The organism is Comamonas sp. Tr-654 (assembly GCF_011752915.1).
Lineage (GTDB): Bacteria > Pseudomonadota > Gammaproteobacteria > Burkholderiales > Burkholderiaceae_C > Comamonas.
Genome location: NZ_VWWQ01000001.1, coordinates 95,318 through 114,931 on the forward strand (window position 1 = coordinate 95,318; position 19,614 = coordinate 114,931).

Consider the following 19,614-nt stretch of genomic DNA (forward strand, 5'->3'; position numbering starts at 1 on the left):
TTTTTCAGTCTTGCGCGCAGGTTTTGACATGGCTGTGAAGTGCCCGCGCGCAGGCTGAGTTTCTTTTAGAATTCCGCACAAAATGGCTGCTAACGCTTATCAAATAAGCGGTAGCAGCTATTGTTTTTTGAGCATCTGGAGACAAGACGGTGAATGTAAGACAAGCCTACGAGGCGGAGCTGGCCGCCAAGGGTTTCAAAAGCGACCCCGCGCAGCTGCGTGCAGTCGACGCGTTGCAGCGCTGCGCTGACGAGTGGACTGTGTACAAGGGCAAGCGCTCCAATGCTCTCAAGAAACTGATCAATCACCCCGACCTGCCCAAGGGCGTCTATATGTACGGTGGGGTGGGGCGCGGCAAGAGCTTTCTGATGGAATGCTTCTTCAACGCCGTACCCCTCAAGCGCAAGGTGCGCCTGCACTTTCACGAATTCATGCGCGAGGTGCACCGCGAGATGCATCTGATGCAGGGCACGCAGAACCCGCTGGATGCACTGGGTGCCAAGATCTCCAAGAAATACAAGCTGATCTGCTTTGACGAATTTCATGTGGCCGACATCACCGACGCCATGATTCTCTACAAGCTACTCGAGTCGCTGTTTGCCAACGGTGTGGGCTTTGTGACCACCTCCAACTTCGAGCCCGACGGCCTCTACCCTGGCGGCCTGCACCGCGACCGCATCCTGCCCGCGATTGCCTTGCTCAAAGAGCGCATGGAAGTGGTGAACGTGGACAACGGCACCGACTATCGCCGCCGCACACTCGAGGACGCCAAGCTCTATCATTGCCCGCTGGGCCCAGAGGCCGATGCTGCGATGCAGGAAACCTTCGATCGCCTGGCCGAAGCCCATGACGAAGAGCCCGTGATGCAGATCGAGACCCGCAGGATTGCGGCCAAGCGACGTGCCGGTGGCGTCGTGTGGTTTGACTTCCGCGAGCTCTGCGGCGGCCCGCGCTCGCAAAATGACTATCTGGAAATTGCCACGCAGTTCCATACCATCTTGCTGTCCGATGTGCCCGAGCTGCATGTCAACATGGCTTCGGCCGCGCGGCGCTTCACACTGCTGGTGGACGTGCTCTACGATCGCCATGTCAAGCTCATTCTCTCGGCTGCCGTGCCGCCTGAGAAGATCTATACCGAAGGTCCGTTGTCCCACGAGTTTCCGCGCACGGTATCGCGCCTGAACGAGATGCGCTCCAAGGAATACCTGGCGCTGGAGCGTCGCGTGGTGGATACCAGCTTGACCTGATCGCCAGCGGACAACTGCTTGCGGCTTTAAGATGCCAGCCTGTACTTCGAGTTCCGAGTTGATGACGATGCCCACTATCCTTGCTCAGCTGATCCGCCACCGCATTGCAGTCCTTGCACTGGCGCCTCTGGCTGCGGTCTGTCTGGCCTGCGTGCCGGCCATGGCCCAGGCTCAGACGGATGCGGCGGCGCAGACCGACAAGCAGGCGCAGAAGGAGGCGGCCGGGAAGGCGCGTCAGCATCTGCACAAGCAGCGCGAAGCCGAGCGCGACGAGATTCTCAGCAAGCGTGCCGTCATCGAACAGCAGCGCGTGGCCGACGAAAAGCTCTGCTACCAGAAGTTTGCAGTTGAAGGCTGTCTGGCCGAGGCCCGCAGGGCGGCCCGAGAAAAAGACGCGCCGCTGCGTGCGCGCGAGCTGGAAATCAACGACACCGAGCGCAAGGAAAAGGCCGCAGCCAAGCTGCAGGCCATCGAAGAGAAGAAGGCCGAAAACGCTGCCGTGCCCATGAAGTCGCAGCAGCGCGACAAGAACGGCAGCAGCCAACCCAAGGGCTCGGGCGCCAAGCCGGCGGTTGATGAGCAGGCGGCGCAGGCCCAGCGCCAGACCGAGGCGCAGCAGCGTGCCAGCAAGCAGGCCGACTATGTGCGTCGTCACGAGCAAAACCGCGCCCAAGCCGACCAGGGGCGCGCCGAGCGCGAGGCCAAGGCCAAGGCGGATTACGACGCCAAGCTCAAGGCTGCGGCCGAGCACAAGGCCAGGGCTTTGCAGCAGGCCAAGGAGCGCGGTCAGACATCGGCGCCGCTGCCTGCTCCTGCGCCCTGAAGCCAGACTGGATCAGCGGCCGCCACCAAGGGATTGTGGAAAGCACCTCATGGCAGAGCGTCGCCGGGCCACCACTCAGGCGCTTGCTTCAGCGACTGAGGTATCCAGCTTGAGTATGGCCAGCGAGAGATTATCACCACTGCCTGCTGCGCGCCGCCTGGCTTTCTCGATCAGAAATTGGGAGGCTTCGCGTGGCGACAGGCCGTCGAGCACCGTGCCCAGCTCCTGGGTGGTGAAGTAATGCCATACCCCGTCCGAGCAGGCCATCAGACTGTCGCCTGGCTGCAGTTTTTCAATCACATGGTGGGCCATGGGGGGCGGCGGCTCGGCACCCAGGCAGCCCAGCAAGATATTGGACTGCGGATGATGCTGGGCTTCGATCTCGGTGAGTTCGCCACGATCGACCAGTGCCTGCACATAGGAATGATCGAGCGAGCGGTGCACGAGGGAAGCACCGCGAAAATGGTAGAGGCGTGAATCGCCGGAGTGCATGAAGTGGCAGCGATTGTCGGGCAGCACCACGAAGACCGCGATGGTGCTGTGGGGCTCCTGCTCGGCTGCGATGGCCGTAAGGCGGATCACGGTGTGGGCATCCTGCACAATGGTGCGCAGCAGGCGTGTGCAGTCTTCCTTGGCGGGCTCAAAGCGCTCGAAAAGCTGACGGGCCGTGAGCATGACCTGGTCGGAAGCCTTGCGACCGCCGCTGCGACCGCCCATGCCGTCGGCTACCACGCCAAGAATGCAGCCCTTGGCATAGGGGTGTGCCATGAGCAGGACCTGGTCCTGCTGATATTCCCGGTCGCCGCGGTGAATGCCGGTGGCCGCCTGAATGCGGTAGCTGGATGACATGAGTGTGTGCGAATGCGTTCGCGGAGCGCTATTTAACGTTACGTTACATTTTATCGATCCGAGGCCAAGCCTTGGCGAATATTCGAGATCTTATGTGAGGTCGTACTGACCTGGCTTGTGAGAAGGTGAAACGGTTTTGACTCAATTGCAGGAGGCGGTTGCGCAGGTATTTGCGCCGCAGGGCGGGCTCGCGTTGGCCGAGCCTGCGTTTACGCCGCGTTCGGGCCAGACCCGCATGGCGCTGGCGGTCGCTGGCGCCATTGAGGAGGGCCAGGTGCTGGTGGTGGAAGCCGGCACGGGCGTGGGCAAGACCTATGCCTATCTGGTGCCGGCCTTGCTCAGCGGTCAGCGGGTGCTGGTGTCCACGGCCACCAAGGCGCTGCAGGATCAGCTGTTTGCCCGTGACCTGCCACGTCTGGTTCATGGTCTGGGCCTGCCGCTGCGCATGGCCAGACTCAAGGGCCGTTCCTCCTATTTGTGCATGGAGCGGCTGGAGCGCGTGCGCCAGGGGCGTACGGCTCCTCAGGATCCGCAGGTGCTGCGGGCCGTGGCGGATGTGGAGCGCTGGGCCAGGGTCACGCGCTCCGGTGACCTGGCCGAGCTGACGGCGCTGGACGAGCGCTCCGCCGCCCTGCCTCTGGTGACCTCCACCAAGGACAACTGTCTGGGTTCGGACTGCCCCCACTGGCAGGGCTGCCATGTCAATCATGCTCGCCAGCAGGCGCTGGAAGCCGACGTGGTGGTGGTCAACCACCATCTGCTGTTTGCCGATCTCGATGTGCGCGACAGCGGCATGGCCCATCTTTTGCCCAATACCGGCGTGGTGGTGATCGACGAGGCTCATCAGCTCAACGACATCGGCGTGCAGTTTGCGGGCGAGGCCCTGTCGAGCCAGCAATTGGTGGGCTATGCCCGTGACGCCCTGCGCCTGACTCAGGAGCACGCACGCGGCATGGCCGACTGGCTGGTGCTCTGTGCCACGCTGGAGCAGGCTATGCGCGAATTGCGTTTGCAGGCCGGCAAGCCTCCGGTCGGCGGGCGGCTGGCATGGCAGGCCGTGACCCCTCAAGGGCTGGATGCGGTGAAATGGCGCGCGGCCCTGGTGCGCCTGGGGCAGAGTCTGCGTGCCTTGTTGATTCCGCTTGCTGCCCTGGAGGGGGCGGCCGCCGATTTGCAGCGCCTGTACGAGCGCGGTGCAGAGCTGCTGGCCGGGCTGGCGCGCTTTGCATCTGCCGCTGACGACGAGTGCGTGCGCTGGCTGGAGGTCGGCGCGCAGTATCTGCGCATGCTGGAGTCGCCGCTGTCGATTGCCCGCATCATGCAGCAGCGGCTGCTTCGGCGCTCTTTGGAGGATGGCGGTACGGGCCAGGGGGAGGAGCCCGATCCGTCAAGGAAGAAGGCCTGGATTTTCACCTCGGCCACCTTGGGCAATGATGCCCAGCTGAGCTGGTTTGTCGATTCCTGTGGCCTGCGCGGCGCACAGGTGCTGCAGGTGGAAAGCCCGTTCGACTATCACCGGCAGGCCGGTATCTATGTGCCCCAGCCCTTTGCTGCGGCTGGTAGCGCACAGCACAGTGAGCAGGTCGCCCAACTGGTGCTGGATGCAGCTCAGCGCCTGGGTGGTCGCACCCTGGTGCTGACCACCACCATCAAGGCTTTGCAGGCCATCAGCGCATCGCTGCGCTCGAATCTGGGGCTGTTTGCCGATCTCGATGTGCTGGTGCAGGGTGAAGCGCCCAAGCTGGCCCTGATCCAGCGTTTCATGGCTGCCGGAGCCGGAACAGGGCGAGGCGCGATTCTGGTGGCTTCCGCCACCTTCTGGGAGGGAGTGGATCTTCCCGGCGATGTCCTGCAGCTGGTGGTCATCGACAAGCTGCCGTTTCCGCCTCCCGACGATCCGTTGGTTGAGGCCCGTTCCCGGCTGCTGGAGAGCGTGGGGCGGGCGGCGTTTCACGACTACATGTTGCCTGAGGCGGCCCTGGCGCTCAAGCAGGGGGCTGGGCGCCTGATTCGCAGCGAAACCGATCGCGGTGTGCTGGTCATTTGTGACAGCCGCCTTGTCACCATGGGCTATGGAGCGAAGCTGATGTCGGCGCTGCCGCCGATGCGCGTGTTGACCGGCCCACAGGAGTTCGACGAGGCACTGGAGCAACTGAGGGTGCATGCCGGCAGGCATGAGGGCGAGTCGCAGGCAGCGGCGGACTCGGAAACGCGTAAATGAAAAAAGGATGCGCACTGGCGCATCCTTTTTGTTTTCAGGCCTGGCAGGCTCTGCTTACCAGAGCTTCCACCAGGATTCGCTCTTCTTTTCAACGCCTTGCTCGGCATTCGCGCCGTAGCTTTGCTCCAGCACTCGCTTGGCATCGTCGCGCAGCTGTGTCATGCCTAGAGCGTCATAGGACTTGACGAGAATCACCATGGCTTCGCGCACCGAAGGAACGTTCTGGTAGTCCTTGATGGCAGTCTGCGCACGGGCAATGGCTGCGACATAGGCACCGCGGCTGAAGTAATAGCGGGCGACATGGACTTCATACTGGGCCAGCGAGTTCACGATGTACTGCATGCGCTGGCGGGCGTCATCCGAGTACTTGGAGTCGGGAAAACGGGTCACCAGCTCGCGGAAGGACTCGAAGGAATCCTTGGCGGCCTTCTGGTCGCGCTCGGACAGGTCCTGGCGCGTCAGCCAGCCGAACATGCCCAGGTTATCGTTAAAGTTGACCAAGCCTTTGAGGTAAAGGGCGTAGTCCATGGCGGGGCTGGCCGGATGCAGCTTGGTGAAGCGGTCCAGCGTGGCCAGTGCCTGCACTTTTTCGCCGGCCTTGTACTGGGCATAGGCTTTTTCCAGCTGGGCCTGCTGGGCCAGGGGCGTGCCGGCGGCACGGCCCTCAAGCTTTTCGAACAACGGCACGGCCTTGTCATAGGCACCCGAGGAAGATTCGTCGCGCGCTTCGGTATAGATGCGCTCGGGTGTCCACTTGGCCGTCGGGTCGTCCTTGGTGCTGGAGCATCCCGCCAGCGTGGCGGCGATTAACACGGCAGGGACTAGAGTCAGGGAAATACGCGGCATGGTGGACAGTTTTCTGACAATCATTAGCGGTGATGGGAGGCTGGCCCGTCGCATCTGGCGGCAAGGCGCAAAACCCACACCATACACCACCCGGCCCGGACCTTCCTGAAAAAGGATCGACGCATTGTAATGGGCCGCTGCCCCGCGCCGGCGAGTTGAGCGCGTCTTTACGCTGCGGCAGCGAATCTAGTGGCATTGAGCCCGCAAGGACGAAGCGCTCTTTCTACAATAGCGGCCATGTTTGTCCATCTGCGCCTGCACACCGAATTTTCCGTCGTCGACGGAACCACCCGCGTCAATGCCATGATCAAGGCTGCTGCCGAAGACGGGCAGGTGGCGATGGCCATTACCGACTTCAACAATCTGTTTGGCGGCATCAAGTTCTACCGCGAAGGTCGCGGCAAGGGCGTAAAGCCCCTGCTGGGGGCCGAGATCGTGCTCGAAGGGCTGGGCGATGCACCGCCTTCGCGGGTCATCGTTCTCGTTCAGAGCCGCCAGGGTTACCACAATATCGCCGAGCTGCTGGCACGCGGCTGGACGCGCAATGTGGTGCGCGACCAGGCGCAGCACAAATGGGAATGGCTGCAGGAGCTGGGCGAGGGGCTGATCGTGCTGTCCGGCGCGCAGGCCGGTCCTGTGGGCATTGCCCTGACGCGTGGTGATGAAAAAGGTGCGGCCGAGATTGCCCAGCGCCTGGCCACCATGTTCCCGCACCGCTTCTATATCGAGTTGCAGCGCGCGGGCCGTGCCGATGACGAGTCGCATGTGCTGGCGGCCGTGAAGCTGGCCAGCCGTCTGAACCTGCCGGTGGTCGCGACCCACCCGATTCAGTATGCCAAGCCCGACGATTACGAGGCGCACGAGGCCCGGGTCTGCATCGCCGAGGGCGAGATCCTGGGCAATGCCAAGCGGGTGCGCAAGTTCACCCGCGACCAGCATTTCAAGACCGCCGCCGAGATGGCGCAACTGTTCGCCGACATCCCGAGCGCGATCGAGAACACCATCGAAATTGCGCGCCGCTGCAGCCTGACGCTGGAGCTGGGCAACCCGCAGCTGCCCAATTTCCCCGTGCCGTCCGGCATGAGCATGGACGAGTTCTTCCGCCACGAGTCCTACCAGGGGCTGGAAGAGCGTCTGGTGCACCTCTATCCCGATGCGGCCAAGCGCGACGCCCAACGTGCGCGCTATGTGGAGCGGCTGGAGTTCGAGCTGGGCACCATCATGAAGATGGGCTTTCCGGGCTACTTCCTCATCGTGTCGGACTTTATCAAGTGGGCCAAGGCCAACGGCTGTCCCGTGGGGCCGGGCCGTGGCTCGGGTGCCGGCTCGCTGGTGGCCTATGTGCTCAAGGTGACCGATCTCGACCCGCTGGAATACAACCTGCTGTTCGAGCGTTTCCTGAACCCCGAACGCGTGTCCATGCCCGACTTCGACGTGGACTTCTGCCAGCAGAACCGCGACCGCGTGATCGACTATGTCAAGGATCGCTACGGCCGCGATGCCGTCAGCCAGATCGCCACCTTCGGCACCATGGCCGCACGTGCGGCCATCCGCGACGTGGGCCGGGTGCTGGACATGAGCTACACCTTTTGCGACGGCATCTCCAAGCTGATTCCGAACAAGCCCGGCCTGCATGTCACGCTCAAGTACCCGCCCAATCCGCCCAAGGAAGGCGATAAATACACCTACGCCATCAAGGAAGAGCCCATCCTGGCCGAGCGCATTGAGCGCGAGGAGGACGTCAAGACCCTGATCGAGATGGCACAGAGCCTGGAGGGCATGACCCGCAACATCGGCATGCACGCCGGCGGCGTGGTGATTGCGCCGGGCCGGCTGGCCGATTTCTGTCCGCTCTACCAGCAGCCCGGCAGTACTTCGGCCGTGGCCATGTACGACAAGGACGACGTGGAAGCCGTGGGCCTGGTGAAGTTCGACTTCTTGGGCCTGGCCACGCTGACGATTCTGGAGATTGCGCGCGAATTCATCATGAAGCGCCACAAGGGCCAGGAGAACTTCCAGTTCGAGAACATTCCGCTGGACGATTACCCGACCTACAAGCTGTTCTCCGACGGCAAGACCGAAGCCGTCTTCCAGTTTGAATCGCGTGGCATGCAGCAGATGCTCAAGGAGGCCAAGCCATCGCGCCTGGAAGACCTGATTGCGCTGAACGCCCTCTACCGTCCCGGCCCAATGGACCTGATTCCCACCTTCATTGCCCGCAAGCACGGGCAGGAAGTCGTGGAGTACCCGCATCCGCTGGTCGAGTCGGTGCTGGCCGAAACCTACGGCATCATGGTCTACCAGGAGCAGGTGATGCAGACCGCCCAGGTGCTTGGCGGCTACTCGCTGGGCGGCGCCGACTTGCTGCGCCGGGCCATGGGCAAGAAAAAAGTCGAGGAGATGGTCAAGCACCGGGGCATCTTCCGCGAGGGCGCGGCCAAGAACGGACTGTCCGAGGAAAAGGCCGACGAGGTCTTTGACCTGATGGAGAAGTTCGCTGGCTACGGCTTCAACAAGTCGCACGCGGCAGCCTACTCCCTGCTGGCCTATCACACGGGCTGGCTCAAGGTGCATTACACGGCCGAGTTCTACTGCGGCAATATGACCGTGGAAATGGACAACACCGACAAGCTCAAGGTGTTGTACGAGGATGCGCTCAAGATGGGTATCACTTTCGAGATGCCCGATGTGAACCGCGGCGTGCACCGCTTCGAGCCGGTGACCGACAAGGTCATACGCTACGGCCTCGGGGCCATCAAGGGAACCGGTCAGGCGGCCATCGAAGCCATAGTGGCCGCGCGCAACGGCGAGGGCACGGGCCCCAACGGCCACGAGACGGGTCCGTTCAAGAGCCTGTTCGACTTCTGCCTGCGCGTGGACCGCAGTCGCATCAACAAACGGACGGTGGAAGCGCTGATCAAGGGCGGTGCCTTCGATTCCATCGACATGAACCGCGCATCGCTGATGGCGACGCTGGACACCGCCTTCGGCTTTGCTGCCACCTCGATTGCCAATGCCGATCAGGGCGGTCTGTTCGACATGATGGGCGATGACGCGCTGGGCTCGAGCACGGCGGAGCCACCCATGGCCGATGTGCTGCCCTGGGGTGTCAAGGAGAAGCTGACGCTGGAGAAGACGGCCATAGGCTTTTATCTGACTGGCCATCTGTTCGACGAGGTCGAGGCCGAAGTGCGCCGCTTCGTGCGCACTCCGATCGGCGAAATGCGCGACAGCCGCGAGCCGCAGACCATGGCTGGCATCATTGGCGGGCTGCGCACCATTAACGGCCAGCGCGGCAGGCTCAGCATCTTTACGCTGGACGACAAATCGGCGGTGATCGAGGCCTCGGTCGACGAAAAAACCATGGCTGCCTGCGCCGATGTGCTCAAGGAAGACGAGTTTGTCGTGGTTTCGGGGCGGCTTCAGCCCGACCGCTTCAGTGGCGGCCTGCGCATGAAGGTGCAGCAGATGTGGAGCCTGGCCGATGCGCGCTGTCGTTTTGCGCGCTATCTGCAGGTTAGCGTGGGGGAGAAGATGCCCGATGTGCCAGCGCTGCTGCGCCAGTTCCCGGCCAAGGTCGAGGAAACCGAGAACGGCAATCTCAATCATGGCGTCAAGGTGCGTCTGGACCTGATCTGCCGCGACGAGCGTGGTTCGGCCAGTTGCGAGCTGGCGCTGGGCGAGAGCAGCCGCTTCTATCCCACCGATGCCGCACTGGCCGCCTGGTATGGCTCGGCCGCGGCAGGCCAGGTCAAAGTGGTCTATGAATAGCCGCCAAGGGCTGCCGCTTCGGTAGCGCAGCGGCAAATGTCGGACGGGAGCCTGATTTTTTGATAGCGCATAGCGCTTGCTGGCTAAGGGCTTTCCATGGATTTCCCTTGGTTTTGTCAAATTTGCTTCCGGCCGCCTTGAAATCCCTAACAATGCTATGCATATGCCAGCGCAAAAACATTGCAACGGCTCGCTAGAATGGATTTCATGGCTACCCAACCCCCATCAATTCCCCCGGTCTCGCCAGCGATCAGAACGCCTGACGATGGTGATTCCTTGGTGCTTGAACGCCGCCGCCAGCGGCTGCAGCCGCCGCGCATGTACCAGGTCGTGATGCTCAATGACGACTTCACGCCCATGGAGTTCGTGATTGCCGTGCTGCAGGAGCTGTTCGGCAAGGATCGTGAATCGGCTACGCAGATCATGCTCAAGATTCACCTGGACGGCCGCGGTGTCTGCGGCGTCTACAGTCAGGACGTGGCGGCGACTAAGGTCGAGCAGGTTCTGCAGGCAGCCCAGAAAGCGGGTCATCCGCTGCAGGCCACATTCGAGCCTGTTGAATAAGCGCCGACCGCCCTCAGATTAGTTAGCAGAGAGTCAACCAAGCAAGCCGAAAGGAGTCGCACATGATCGCTCAAGAACTGGAAGTCAGCTTGCACATGGCGTTTGTCGAGGCCCGGCAGCAGCGCCACGAGTTCATCACCGTGGAACATCTGCTGCTCGCCCTGCTGGACAACCCCAGTGCAGCTGAAGTGCTGCGCGCATGCGCGGCCAATATCGACGACCTGCGTTCATCGCTGTCCAACTTCATCAAGGACAACACGCCGCAGGTGGACGGCACCGAAGAGGTGGATACGCAGCCCACGCTGGGATTCCAGCGTGTGATTCAGCGCGCCATCATGCATGTGCAGTCCACGGGCAATGGCAAGAAAGAGGTGACGGGCGCCAATGTGCTCGTGGCCATATTCGGCGAAAAGGACTCGCATGCCGTGTACTACCTGCACCAGCAGGGCGTCACGCGCCTGGACGTGGTCAACTACATCGCCCATGGGATCAAGAAGGGCGAGCCGCCAGAGCCCGCCAAGGCCGAATCTCCTTCGGAGAGCGAAGAAGGCGCGGCGGGCGAACGCAATGAAAAAGCATCGCCGCTGGAGCAGTTCACGCTGAACCTGAATCAGGCCGCCAAGGAAGGCAAGATCGATCCGCTGATCGGGCGCGAGTATGAGGTCGAGCGCACCATCCAGATCCTCTGCCGCCGCCGCAAGAACAACCCGCTGCTGGTGGGCGAAGCCGGCGTGGGCAAGACCGCGATTGCCGAGGGGCTGGCCTGGCGCATCACGGAAGGCACGGTGCCCGATGTGCTCAAGGAAGGCGTGGTCTATTCGCTGGACATGGGTGCGCTGCTGGCCGGCACCAAGTACCGCGGCGATTTCGAGCAGCGCCTCAAGGGCGTGCTCAAGTCGCTCAAGGACAAGCCGCACGCCATCCTGTTCATCGATGAAATCCACACGCTGATCGGCGCCGGTGCGGCCTCGGGCGGCACGCTGGACGCGTCCAATCTGCTCAAGCCCGCGCTGTCCAGCGGCCAGCTGCGCTGCATTGGTGCGACCACGTTCACGGAATACCGTGGCATCTTCGAAAAAGACGCGGCCCTGTCGCGCCGTTTCCAGAAGGTGGATGTGGTCGAGCCTACCGTGGCCGAGACCGTGGACATCCTCAAGGGCCTGAAGTCCCGCTTCGAGGAGCACCACAGCATCACCTATGAGCAGGAAGCCCTGCAGGCGGCGGCCGAGCTGTCGGCCAAGTACATCAACGACCGTCACCTGCCCGACAAGGCCATCGACGTGATCGACGAGGCGGGTGCTGCCCAGCGCATCGCTCCCGAAGCGCAGCGCAAGCAGACCATCGGCAAGGCCGAGATCGAAGCCATCGTGGCCAAGATCGCCCGCATTCCGCCGGCCAATGTCAGCAACGACGACCGCAGCAAGCTGCAGACGCTGGAGCGTGACTTGAAGAGCGTGGTCTTCGGCCAGGACAAGGCGCTGGAAGTGCTGTCGTCGGCTGTGAAGATGGCGCGCTCGGGTCTGGGCAAGCCGGACAAGCCGATCGGCTCCTTCCTGTTCTCGGGCCCCACGGGCGTCGGCAAGACGGAAGCGGCCAAGCAGTTGGCCTATATCCTGGGCGTAGACCTGATCCGCTTCGACATGTCCGAGTACATGGAGCGTCATGCAGTCAGCCGACTGATTGGCGCGCCTCCCGGCTATGTGGGCTTTGACCAGGGTGGTCTGCTGACCGAGGCAGTGACCAAGAAGCCGCATTCGGTGCTGTTGCTCGACGAAATCGAGAAGGCGCATCCGGACATCTTCAACGTGCTGCTGCAGGTCATGGATCACGGCACGCTGACCGACAACAACGGACGCAAGGCCGACTTCCGCAACGTGATCATCATCATGACCACGAATGCGGGTGCCGAGACCATGAACAAGGCCACCATCGGTTTCACGAATCCCCGTGAGGCCGGTGATGAAATGGGCGATATCAAGCGCCTGTTCACGCCCGAGTTCCGCAACCGTCTGGATGCCATCGTCAGCTTCAAGCCGCTGGACGAGCAGATCATTCTGCGCGTGGTCGACAAGTTCCTGCTGCAGCTGGAGCAGCAGCTGGCCGAGAAGAAGGTGGACGTCACCTTCAGCGACGAGCTGCGCAAGCATCTGGCCAAGAAGGGCTTCGATCCGCTCATGGGTGCACGCCCCATGCAGCGCCTGATCCAGGACACCATCCGCCGCTCGCTGGCCGATGAGCTGCTGTTCGGTCGCCTGACCAACGGCGGACGCCTGGAGGTGGATTGGGACGAAGCGGGCAACGAAGGCAAGGGTGATGTCAAGCTCACCATTACCGAGCTGCCCAAGGACGCCCCCAAGGCCGAGCCCGAGCAGGCAGTCGCCGATTGAGGCGGGCTGATTCAGGCCTGCGCTGGCACCCATGAAGGGCGCTGAAAACAAAAAACCGGTAGTGGAGACACTGCCGGTTTTTTTATGGCCCGCCCGGCCCGGATTTGCCTTCTTTTGCCCTGCGGCCCGCGATAGAGCCCTGTATGAATGCCCAGGCAGAGCTGCCTGATCAGTCGCGCAGGTACAGAAGCAGCATGAAGACTGGTGTGCCGATCAGAACGCCGATGATGCAGAACAAGGGGCCGTAAACCAGCAGGCTTATCTCCAGGGTGCGCATGCACCCTGAGATGCCCTCATTCAGGCAGCTGACCCCGTCGGGCGGCAGAAAGATGCTGTGAAACGGCAGGAAAAGCGCCGCCACGGCGAGGCTGGCAAGCAGTGCCAGAAACGCAGAGAGAACAAGTCGGCCCAGGGTTTTCATGATGTGCATCTCCCAAGCAACTATAGATGGTGGCGGGCTGCTGCAAAAAAACGGTACTGGATCCGGTGCCTGCTCAATGCCTGCCTAGGGCTTGCCTCCGGCGCCACGCGCGACCATGCTGACGAAATTGAGCGCGGCGACGATGATGCCCTTGCTCAGCGGCAGCAGGGCAAAAAACAGAAAGAAGAGGTGGTTGACCTGCCACAGCGGCAGGGTCCGCATATGTGCAAGCAGGCGCTGGCCATGTCCGCCAGCCACTATGAAGGTGACGGCGGCTGCGATCAGGGCCAGAAACAGCAGCGCTGCCACCCTTGCCGGCCCTGGCGCGCGCTGGAAGGCGACGCTCAGAGGGCGGATCAGGCAGCAGCCAAAGACCAGGGCGCAGAGAAAAGGCACCAGATGCACGGCTTCGCCGCGCACGAGCCAGGGTAGGGCAGTCGCATAGGACAGAAACAGCAGAGCGAGGCCGGTGACTCCTATGAGTCGGGGTTGCTGCTGCTTCATGGTCGCCTGCCGGTGCGCGGGGACTCAGTCGCGAAGCTAATGAAACAAGGAGCTGCTATCGCCTGTTGCATAACGATTTCAGATACTTTTGTACTTGAAAGGCAATACTGAAAGGCGCAAGCAGCTATCAACATTGCTATTTTGGTTTGATGCCGGTCACTTGACCTGGCGCTTTTCCAGCTTGCGCGCCAACGTGCGCCGGTGCATGCCCAGGCGGCGTGCGGCCTCGGAGATGTTGAAGCCGGACTCGGCCAGGGTCTCGTGAATATGCTCCCACTCCAGCGTCTTGATGGAAGTGGTCTGGCTGCTGACTTCCACATCGGTGCGGCCCTCGATGCGGCCGAAGGCGGCTTCGATATCGTCGGTGTTCGAGGGTTTGGCGAGGTAGTGGCAGGCGCCGAGCTTGACGGCTTCCACGGCCGTGGCAATGCTGGCGTAGCCGGTGAGCACGACGATCAGCGCATCCGGGTTGTGCAGATGCAGCATCTGCACGCAGTTCAGGCCCGAGGCATTGCCGGCCAGCTTCAGGTCCATGACCGCATATTGCGGCCGGTGCTGGGTCAGCAGCAGCTGAACTTCCTCGCCGCTGGTGGCATGCAGCACGCGGTAGCCCCGGCGCTCGAACGAGCGCTTGAGCGTGCGTGCAAATGCCGCGTCATCTTCAACCAGCAGCAGTAAACGGTCTTCTTCCATGCAAACCACAATGTCTTAAATCGCGAGAGCGGACTGGGGCAGGCTGACCTCCACCAGAGCGCCTCCGCCTTGCTGAGCCGGCAGATTGCCGGCATGAACGCGGCCGCCCAGGGCGCGTGCCACGTTGGTGACAAGAAACAGGCCCAGGCCGCGACCAGGGCGCTCCAGTTTGGTGGAGACATGGCACTGGCCCAACTGCTGCAACACGGCGGCATCGAAGCCCGGACCATGGTCGCGCACCTGGATGCGTATCTGGTCGTGATCGCTGCTCAGGGTCAGCTCCACCCAGTCGGGCGAGGCTTCGAGGGCATTGTCCAGCAAATTGCAAATCATTTGCTGCAATGCAGTATCCGAGAGAATGGCGAAGTCCTTCACTCCCTGCTGGTGCAGCGCGAAGTGCTGCAGGCTGTTGTGGGCCTGCCAGTGGCTGACCACGCCCTGCACAAAGCTGGCGAAGGTGGTGCTCTCCGTACCTTCGGCCCGGGTCTCGCCGGCCGACAGCAGCACGCCTGAGACGATGGACTTGCAGCGCAGCAGCTGGCGCTGCATTTCCTGCAGGTCCTCGCGCAGATCCTCATCCTGCATGAGTGCCGGCATATGCTGCCAGTCGCCCAGGATCACGGACATGGTGGCCATGGGCGTGCCCAGCTCGTGGGCCGCGCCGGTGGCCAGCAGGCCCAGGCGCACGATGTGTTCTTCCTCGCTGGCGCGCTGGCGCATATTGGAGATGCGCTTGTCGCGCCGGCGCGTGTTCTCGACGATGCGGGTCAGAAAGACGATGGTCAGGATGCTGGTCAGTGCAAAGCTGATGAGCACACCCACCACGTAGAGGCTGGGTAGGCCTTCCTGGCTGACGAACTGCACATGCAGGGGCTGGTGAAACAGGGTCAGGCCCGTGACACCGACAAAGGAGGCCGCGACCACGCACCAGGTGTAGTGGGCGGGCAGCAGCACGGCGCTCAGAATGCCCTGCAGCAGATACAGATAGATGAAGGGGTTGCTGGCACCGCCGCTCAGGTACAGCTGAATGGTCAGGGCCAGCACATCGGCCAGCAGCGCATAGAAGACGCTGCGCGAGGTCACGGGCCGGTGCAGGCCCTGGCTCCAGTAGATATAGGCCAGGTTGGTGGCCACCAGAGCCACCAGCACCAGCGCCATGGGCAGCAGGGGCAGGGCAATCTGAAAGCCGTAGTGCACCAGCGAGATGGTGACGACCTGGCCGACTACGGCAATCCAGCGCAGCTGAATCAGCAGCTGCATGTTCTGCCGCTCGGTCAGGCGCTGTACGCGAAACAGGGAATCGGAAATTTGGCTCACCGCGCAATTGTCACCGAGCGCGGCTGCCACGGACGCCTTTGGGGCTATGCGTTCCTGATGTAGGTGCCGCCTGAATGGGCCGAAAAAAAGCGCTCCGGGGAGCGCTTTTCAGGGGTAGGCATCAGCTTTTGGCAACCGCCTTGTCGTGCCGGCGCACCAGCCAGGCCGCTCCGATCACCATGATGGCCAGCCCATACCAGGTTAGTGCATAGACCAGATGGCTGTTCGGGAAGCGGATGACCGTCATGCCGGGGCGCAGGACTTCGGTGCCGGCCTCTGCCAGGGCATGGGCGGGGTTGCTGGCGGGCACGCCCTGGTCGATGAAGTAGGGGGCGGGCCTGCTCAGACCCTGGGCCTGGGCGATGGCGGCGACATCGCGCGAGTACCACTGGTCGTTGGCGGGATCGTTCTTGCGCAGAAAACCACCGCCGGGCTCGCTCATGCGCATCAGGCCGACGACGGTGACGGTCTCGGCAGACGGGCCAGCTTCGGCAATCTGCTTGAGCCATTGGCTGCGCGTCTTCTCAGGCGTGAAGCCGCGGTTGACCAGAATCTGTGTGCCATCGGCCAGCTGCAGCGGCGTCATGAGCCAGAAGCCCGCGCCGGCCTCGGTCAAGGCCTTGGCCAGCACGCTTTGCCTGTCCAGCCATTGGCCCTGTGCCTTGACGGGCAGGTACTCGTGGCTGGCCGCATTGATCTGCGGCCACTGGCCGGGCTCGGGAACCGCTACGGGGGCGCTGTGCACGCGCTGCTCCACGCGCTCGATGAGGTCGAGCTTCCAGGCGCGGCGCTGCACCTGCCAGGTGCCCAGAGCCATGAACCCTAAAAACAAGGCGATGCCCACTAACGCGAGCATCGCCTTGGCGAAGGGAGAGCGCTGCCGCGCAGCGCTCTGGTTCTTCATGAGGTCAGTCAAGGTGTGACAGCTGCTGGAGCCGTGTGACCTGCGTGATCTGCATGGCCTGCGGCCTGGTGCATTTCATGACCGGGCATCATGTTGGTGTTCATGTGGAACATGACCCAAAGCGTGCCGGAGATCGCAATCGCCAGGAAGATCACCGTGAAGATGGTGGACAGCATGGTCCAGCCGCCCTGGATCTTGCCGTTCATGTGCAGGAAGTACACCATGTGCACGAGCACCTGAACCACCGCGAACAGGCCCAGCACGGCCACGGCCGTGGTGCGGTCGGTGATGACGTTGTTCATGACCAGGTAGAAGGGGATGGCTGTCAGGATGACGGCCAGGATGAAGCCCTTCACATAGTCGCCCATGGTGACGTGCAGGTCGTCGTGATCGTGGTGATCGTCATGACCGGCGTGGATATCGTGTGCGCTCATTTACAGCACCCCCATCAGATACACAAAGGTGAACACACCGATCCAGACCACGTCCAAGAAGTGCCAGAACATGGACAGGCAGTTGATACGGCGCACGTTCTCGTTGATCAGGCCGTGCTTCTTGATCTGGATCATCAGGGTGATCAGCCAGATCAGACCGAAGGTCACGTGGATACCGTGGGTGCCCACCAGCGTGAAGAAGGACGACAGGAAGGCGCTGCTCTGAGGCGTCGCACCTTGATGGATCAGGTGGTGGAACTCATAGAGTTCCACGGCCAGGAAGGCCGCGCCCAGCAGACCGGTGACGGCCAGCCACAGCAGTGTGCCGTTCACGTTCTTCTTCTGCTTTTGCAGCATGGCAAAGCCGAAGGTGATGGACGACATCAGCAGGAAGGCCGTGTTGACGGCCACCAGCGACAGATCGAACAGATCCTTGCCCGAGGGGCCGCCTGCATAGCTGCGGCCCAGCACGCCATAGGTGGCGAACAGTGCGGCAAAGATCAGGCAGTCGCTCATCAGGTAGAGCCAGAAGCCCAGCGAGGTGCCGTTTTCCGGATGGGGCTCATGCGCGAGGTGGTACTCGCGAGTAGCCAGGGCGGCCGCGCCGCCAGCGTTGATATGTGTATTAGACATGGGCTGCTGCAAGCTGCTTGGTACGTGCTTCTTCCGTTGTGGCCACTTCGACCGCAGGGATGTAGTAGTCACGCTTGTAGTTGAAGGTATGAATGATCGAAGCCAGGATGGTCGCGACGAACGAAGCGATCGTCAGAGGCCACATATGCCAGATCAGAGCAAAGCCCAGAACCGTGGACAGGCCGGCAATCACCACGCCGGCGCCGGTATTGGCGGGCATGTGGATGGGCTCGAAGCCGCTCAGCGGACGCTGATAGCCATGCTTCTTCATGTCGGTCCAGGCGTCGATGTCATGCACCACGGGGGTGAAGGCAAAGTTGTACTGGGGAGGGGGCGAGGAAGTGGCCCATTCCAGGGTACGACCTTCCCATGGGTCACCAGTCACGTCACGCAGCTCGTCGCGCTTCCAGATGGACACGGCCAGCTGGATGAAGAAGCAGCCGATACCGGCAGCGATCAGGGCAGCACCGCAGGCAGCGATGATGAACCAGATCTGCAGCGAGGGATCGTCAAAGTGGTTGGCACGGCGAGTCACGCCCATCAGACCCAGGATGTACAGGGGAGTGAAGGCAACCCAGAAGCCGACCAGCCAGAACCAGAACGAAGCTTTGCCCCAGAACTCGTTGAGTCGGAAGCCGAAAGCCTTGGGGAACCAGTAGTTGATGCCGGCAAACACGGCAAACACCACGCCGCCGATGATCACGTTGTGGAAGTGGGCGATCAGGAACAGCGAGTTGTGCAGCACGAAGTCTGCGGGAGGCACGGCCAGCAGCACGCCGGTCATGCCGCCGATGGCGAAGGTGACCATGAAGCCCACCGTCCACAGCATGGGCACCGAGAAGCGGATGCGGCCGCGGTACATGGTGAACAGCCAGTTGAAGATCTTCGCGCCCGTGGGGATGGAGATGATCATCGTGGTGATACCGAAGAAGGTATTCACGCTGGCACCGGAGCCCATGGTGAAGAAGTGGTGCAGCCACACCAGGTAGGACAGGATGGTGATACACACGGTGGCGTAAACCATCGAGGTGTAGCCGAACAGACGCTTGCGGCTGAACGTTGCCACGATTTCGGAGAACACGCCGAAGCAGGGCAGGATCAGGATGTAGACCTCGGGGTGGCCCCAGATCCAGATCAGGTTCACGTACAGCATGGGGTTGCCGCCCAGCTCGTTCGTGAAGAAGTTGGTGCCGACGTAGCGGTCCAGCGACATCAGCACCAGGGCTGCGGTCAGTACGGGGAAGGAGGCCACGATCAGGGCGTTGGTGCACAGGGCAGTCCAGGTGAAGACGGGCATCTTCATCAGGTTCATGCCGGGAGCGCGCATCTTGATGATGGTCACGATCAGGTTGATACCTGACAAGGTCGTTCCGACACCGGCAACCTGCAGGCCCCAGATGTAGTAATCAAGACCCGTGCTGCCGCTCTGGTGCCCCAGATTGGACAGTGCCAGCCAGCCGGAGGTGGAGAACTCGCCCAGGAACAGGGAGATCATCACCAGCACGGCGCCGCCGGTGGTCATCCAGAAGCTGAAGTTGTTCAGGAACGGGAAGGACACGTCACGTGCGCCGATCTGCAGAGGAACCAGGTAGTTCATCAGGCCGGTCACGAAGGGCATCGCCACGAAGAAGATCATGATCACGCCGTGGGCTGTGAAGATCTGGTCGTAGTGGTGAGGAGGCAGGTAGCCCATGTTGTCGCCGAAGGCCATGGACTGCTGCAGACGCATCATCACGGCATCGGCAAAGCCGCGCAGGAACATGACCAGACCGAGGATCATGTACATGATGCCGATCTTCTTGTGGTCGATGGAGGTGATCCAGTCGTTCCACAGCGGAGCCCAGAGGCGGAACTTGGTGATGCCGCCGACCACGACGAGGCCGCCAAGCACCACGGCAATAAAGGTCAAGAGCACGATGGGCTCATGCGTCATGGGAATCTGGTCCCATGTGATACGGCCCAACAGCCAGTGGGAGGCCGGGGTTGTTGTTTCAGACATG

At 62.2% G+C, this 19,614-nt stretch carries 16 protein-coding genes; 6 read left to right on the forward strand and 10 right to left on the reverse strand.

Annotated elements, in window-relative coordinates; translation table 11 throughout:
- The first annotated feature begins 149 nt into the window (after positions 1–149).
- Together zapE and F3J24_RS00380 are read left to right on the forward strand one after the other, a co-directional pair.
- Positions 150–1,247 (forward strand): cell division protein ZapE, encoded by a 1,098-nt coding sequence (gene zapE / locus F3J24_RS00375; RefSeq protein WP_167001782.1) that lies wholly within the window; start codon positions 150–152, stop codon positions 1,245–1,247.
- Positions 1,248–1,314: 67 nt separating this feature from the next.
- The gene (locus tag F3J24_RS00380; protein WP_167001784.1) at positions 1,315–2,070 is read left to right on the forward strand and encodes a hypothetical protein; all 756 of its coding nucleotides are present in this window, start codon (positions 1,315–1,317) and stop codon (positions 2,068–2,070) included.
- Positions 2,071–2,145: 75 nt separating this feature from the next.
- Here F3J24_RS00380 and F3J24_RS00385 read toward each other — a convergent pair whose 3' ends face one another.
- Positions 2,146–2,919 (reverse strand): PP2C family serine/threonine-protein phosphatase, encoded by a 774-nt coding sequence (locus tag F3J24_RS00385; protein ID WP_167001786.1) that lies wholly within the window; start codon positions 2,917–2,919, stop codon positions 2,146–2,148.
- Between the two features lie 136 nt (positions 2,920–3,055).
- On the opposite strand from F3J24_RS00385, the gene F3J24_RS00390 reads away from it, so the two are divergent.
- Positions 3,056–5,140, forward strand: a complete 2,085-nt coding sequence (locus F3J24_RS00390; protein ID WP_167001788.1) for an ATP-dependent DNA helicase — start codon at positions 3,056–3,058, stop codon at positions 5,138–5,140.
- A gap of 54 nt (positions 5,141–5,194) precedes the next feature.
- On the opposite strand, the gene F3J24_RS00395 is transcribed toward F3J24_RS00390, so the two are convergent.
- Positions 5,195–5,986: an outer membrane protein assembly factor BamD gene (locus tag F3J24_RS00395; protein WP_167003345.1), complete on the reverse strand. Its 792-nt coding sequence runs from the start codon at positions 5,984–5,986 to the stop codon at positions 5,195–5,197.
- A gap of 237 nt (positions 5,987–6,223) precedes the next feature.
- On the opposite strand from F3J24_RS00395, the gene dnaE reads away from it, so the two are divergent.
- The 3 genes from dnaE to clpA all read left to right on the forward strand — a co-directional run bounded on the left by dnaE (position 6,224) and on the right by clpA (position 12,708).
- A complete protein-coding gene (dnaE, locus tag F3J24_RS00400) occupies positions 6,224–9,757 on the forward strand; it encodes a DNA polymerase III subunit alpha (protein WP_167001790.1) in 3,534 nt (1,177 codons plus the stop codon).
- A gap of 198 nt (positions 9,758–9,955) precedes the next feature.
- Positions 9,956–10,321 carry an ATP-dependent Clp protease adapter ClpS gene (gene clpS, locus F3J24_RS00405; protein ID WP_029158698.1) on the forward strand — a complete coding sequence of 122 codons (366 nt, stop codon included), beginning with the start codon at positions 9,956–9,958 and terminating at the stop codon, positions 10,319–10,321.
- A gap of 62 nt (positions 10,322–10,383) precedes the next feature.
- Positions 10,384–12,708, forward strand: coding sequence for an ATP-dependent Clp protease ATP-binding subunit ClpA (gene clpA, locus F3J24_RS00410; protein ID WP_167001792.1), 2,325 nt, complete (start codon positions 10,384–10,386; stop codon positions 12,706–12,708).
- Positions 12,709–12,877: 169 nt separating this feature from the next.
- Here clpA and F3J24_RS00415 read toward each other — a convergent pair whose 3' ends face one another.
- From F3J24_RS00415 to cyoB, 8 genes are all read right to left on the reverse strand, one after another.
- Positions 12,878–13,129: a hypothetical protein gene (locus tag F3J24_RS00415; protein WP_167001795.1), complete on the reverse strand. Its 252-nt coding sequence runs from the start codon at positions 13,127–13,129 to the stop codon at positions 12,878–12,880.
- Between the two features lie 84 nt (positions 13,130–13,213).
- Positions 13,214–13,633: a polymerase gene (locus tag F3J24_RS00420; RefSeq protein WP_167001797.1), complete on the reverse strand. Its 420-nt coding sequence runs from the start codon at positions 13,631–13,633 to the stop codon at positions 13,214–13,216.
- Positions 13,634–13,789: 156 nt separating this feature from the next.
- Positions 13,790–14,326: a response regulator transcription factor gene (locus F3J24_RS00425; protein WP_003055506.1), complete on the reverse strand. Its 537-nt coding sequence runs from the start codon at positions 14,324–14,326 to the stop codon at positions 13,790–13,792.
- A gap of 15 nt (positions 14,327–14,341) precedes the next feature.
- Complete coding sequence (locus F3J24_RS00430; protein WP_167001799.1) at positions 14,342–15,643, reverse strand: ATP-binding protein; 1,302 nt, start codon at positions 15,641–15,643, stop codon at positions 14,342–14,344.
- Positions 15,644–15,764: 121 nt separating this feature from the next.
- Entirely contained in the window at positions 15,765–16,547 is a 783-nt protein-coding gene (locus F3J24_RS00435) for an SURF1 family protein (RefSeq protein WP_167001801.1), read from the reverse strand.
- An 8-nt stretch (positions 16,548–16,555) separates the two neighbouring features.
- Positions 16,556–16,981, reverse strand: coding sequence for a cytochrome o ubiquinol oxidase subunit IV (gene cyoD, locus F3J24_RS00440; RefSeq protein ID WP_034352369.1), 426 nt, complete (start codon positions 16,979–16,981; stop codon positions 16,556–16,558).
- Entirely contained in the window at positions 16,982–17,614 is a 633-nt protein-coding gene (gene cyoC, locus F3J24_RS00445; RefSeq protein ID WP_167001803.1) for a cytochrome o ubiquinol oxidase subunit III, read from the reverse strand.
- Positions 17,607–19,613, reverse strand: coding sequence for a cytochrome o ubiquinol oxidase subunit I (gene cyoB, locus F3J24_RS00450; RefSeq protein ID WP_003079510.1), 2,007 nt, complete (start codon positions 19,611–19,613; stop codon positions 17,607–17,609). The genes cyoC and cyoB overlap by 8 nt, the downstream gene beginning before the upstream one ends.
- Between the last annotated feature and the right edge of the window lies 1 nt (position 19,614).

Excerpts from the sequence above, each read along its gene's own strand:
- dnaE (WP_167001790.1), top strand. The coding sequence starts at position 6,224 with ATGTTTGTCCATCTGCGCCTGCACACCGAATTTTCCGTCGTCGACGGA.
- cyoB (WP_003079510.1), bottom strand. The coding sequence starts at position 19,613 with ATGTCTGAAACAACAACCCCGGCCTCCCACTGGCTGTTGGGCCGTATC.
- F3J24_RS00415 (WP_167001795.1), bottom strand. The coding sequence starts at position 13,129 with ATGAAAACCCTGGGCCGACTTGTTCTCTCTGCGTTTCTGGCACTGCTT.
- F3J24_RS00380 (WP_167001784.1), top strand. The coding sequence starts at position 1,315 with ATGCCCACTATCCTTGCTCAGCTGATCCGCCACCGCATTGCAGTCCTT.
- clpA (WP_167001792.1), top strand. The coding sequence starts at position 10,384 with ATGATCGCTCAAGAACTGGAAGTCAGCTTGCACATGGCGTTTGTCGAG.
- cyoC (WP_167001803.1), bottom strand. The coding sequence starts at position 17,614 with ATGTCTAATACACATATCAACGCTGGCGGCGCGGCCGCCCTGGCTACT.
- cyoD (WP_034352369.1), bottom strand. The coding sequence starts at position 16,981 with ATGAGCGCACACGATATCCACGCCGGTCATGACGATCACCACGATCAC.
- F3J24_RS00385 (WP_167001786.1), bottom strand. The coding sequence starts at position 2,919 with ATGTCATCCAGCTACCGCATTCAGGCGGCCACCGGCATTCACCGCGGC.
- F3J24_RS00435 (WP_167001801.1), bottom strand. The coding sequence starts at position 16,547 with ATGAAGAACCAGAGCGCTGCGCGGCAGCGCTCTCCCTTCGCCAAGGCG.
- F3J24_RS00425 (WP_003055506.1), bottom strand. The coding sequence starts at position 14,326 with ATGGAAGAAGACCGTTTACTGCTGCTGGTTGAAGATGACGCGGCATTT.
- F3J24_RS00420 (WP_167001797.1), bottom strand. The coding sequence starts at position 13,633 with ATGAAGCAGCAGCAACCCCGACTCATAGGAGTCACCGGCCTCGCTCTG.
- F3J24_RS00395 (WP_167003345.1), bottom strand. The coding sequence starts at position 5,986 with ATGCCGCGTATTTCCCTGACTCTAGTCCCTGCCGTGTTAATCGCCGCC.
- clpS (WP_029158698.1), top strand. The coding sequence starts at position 9,956 with ATGGATTTCATGGCTACCCAACCCCCATCAATTCCCCCGGTCTCGCCA.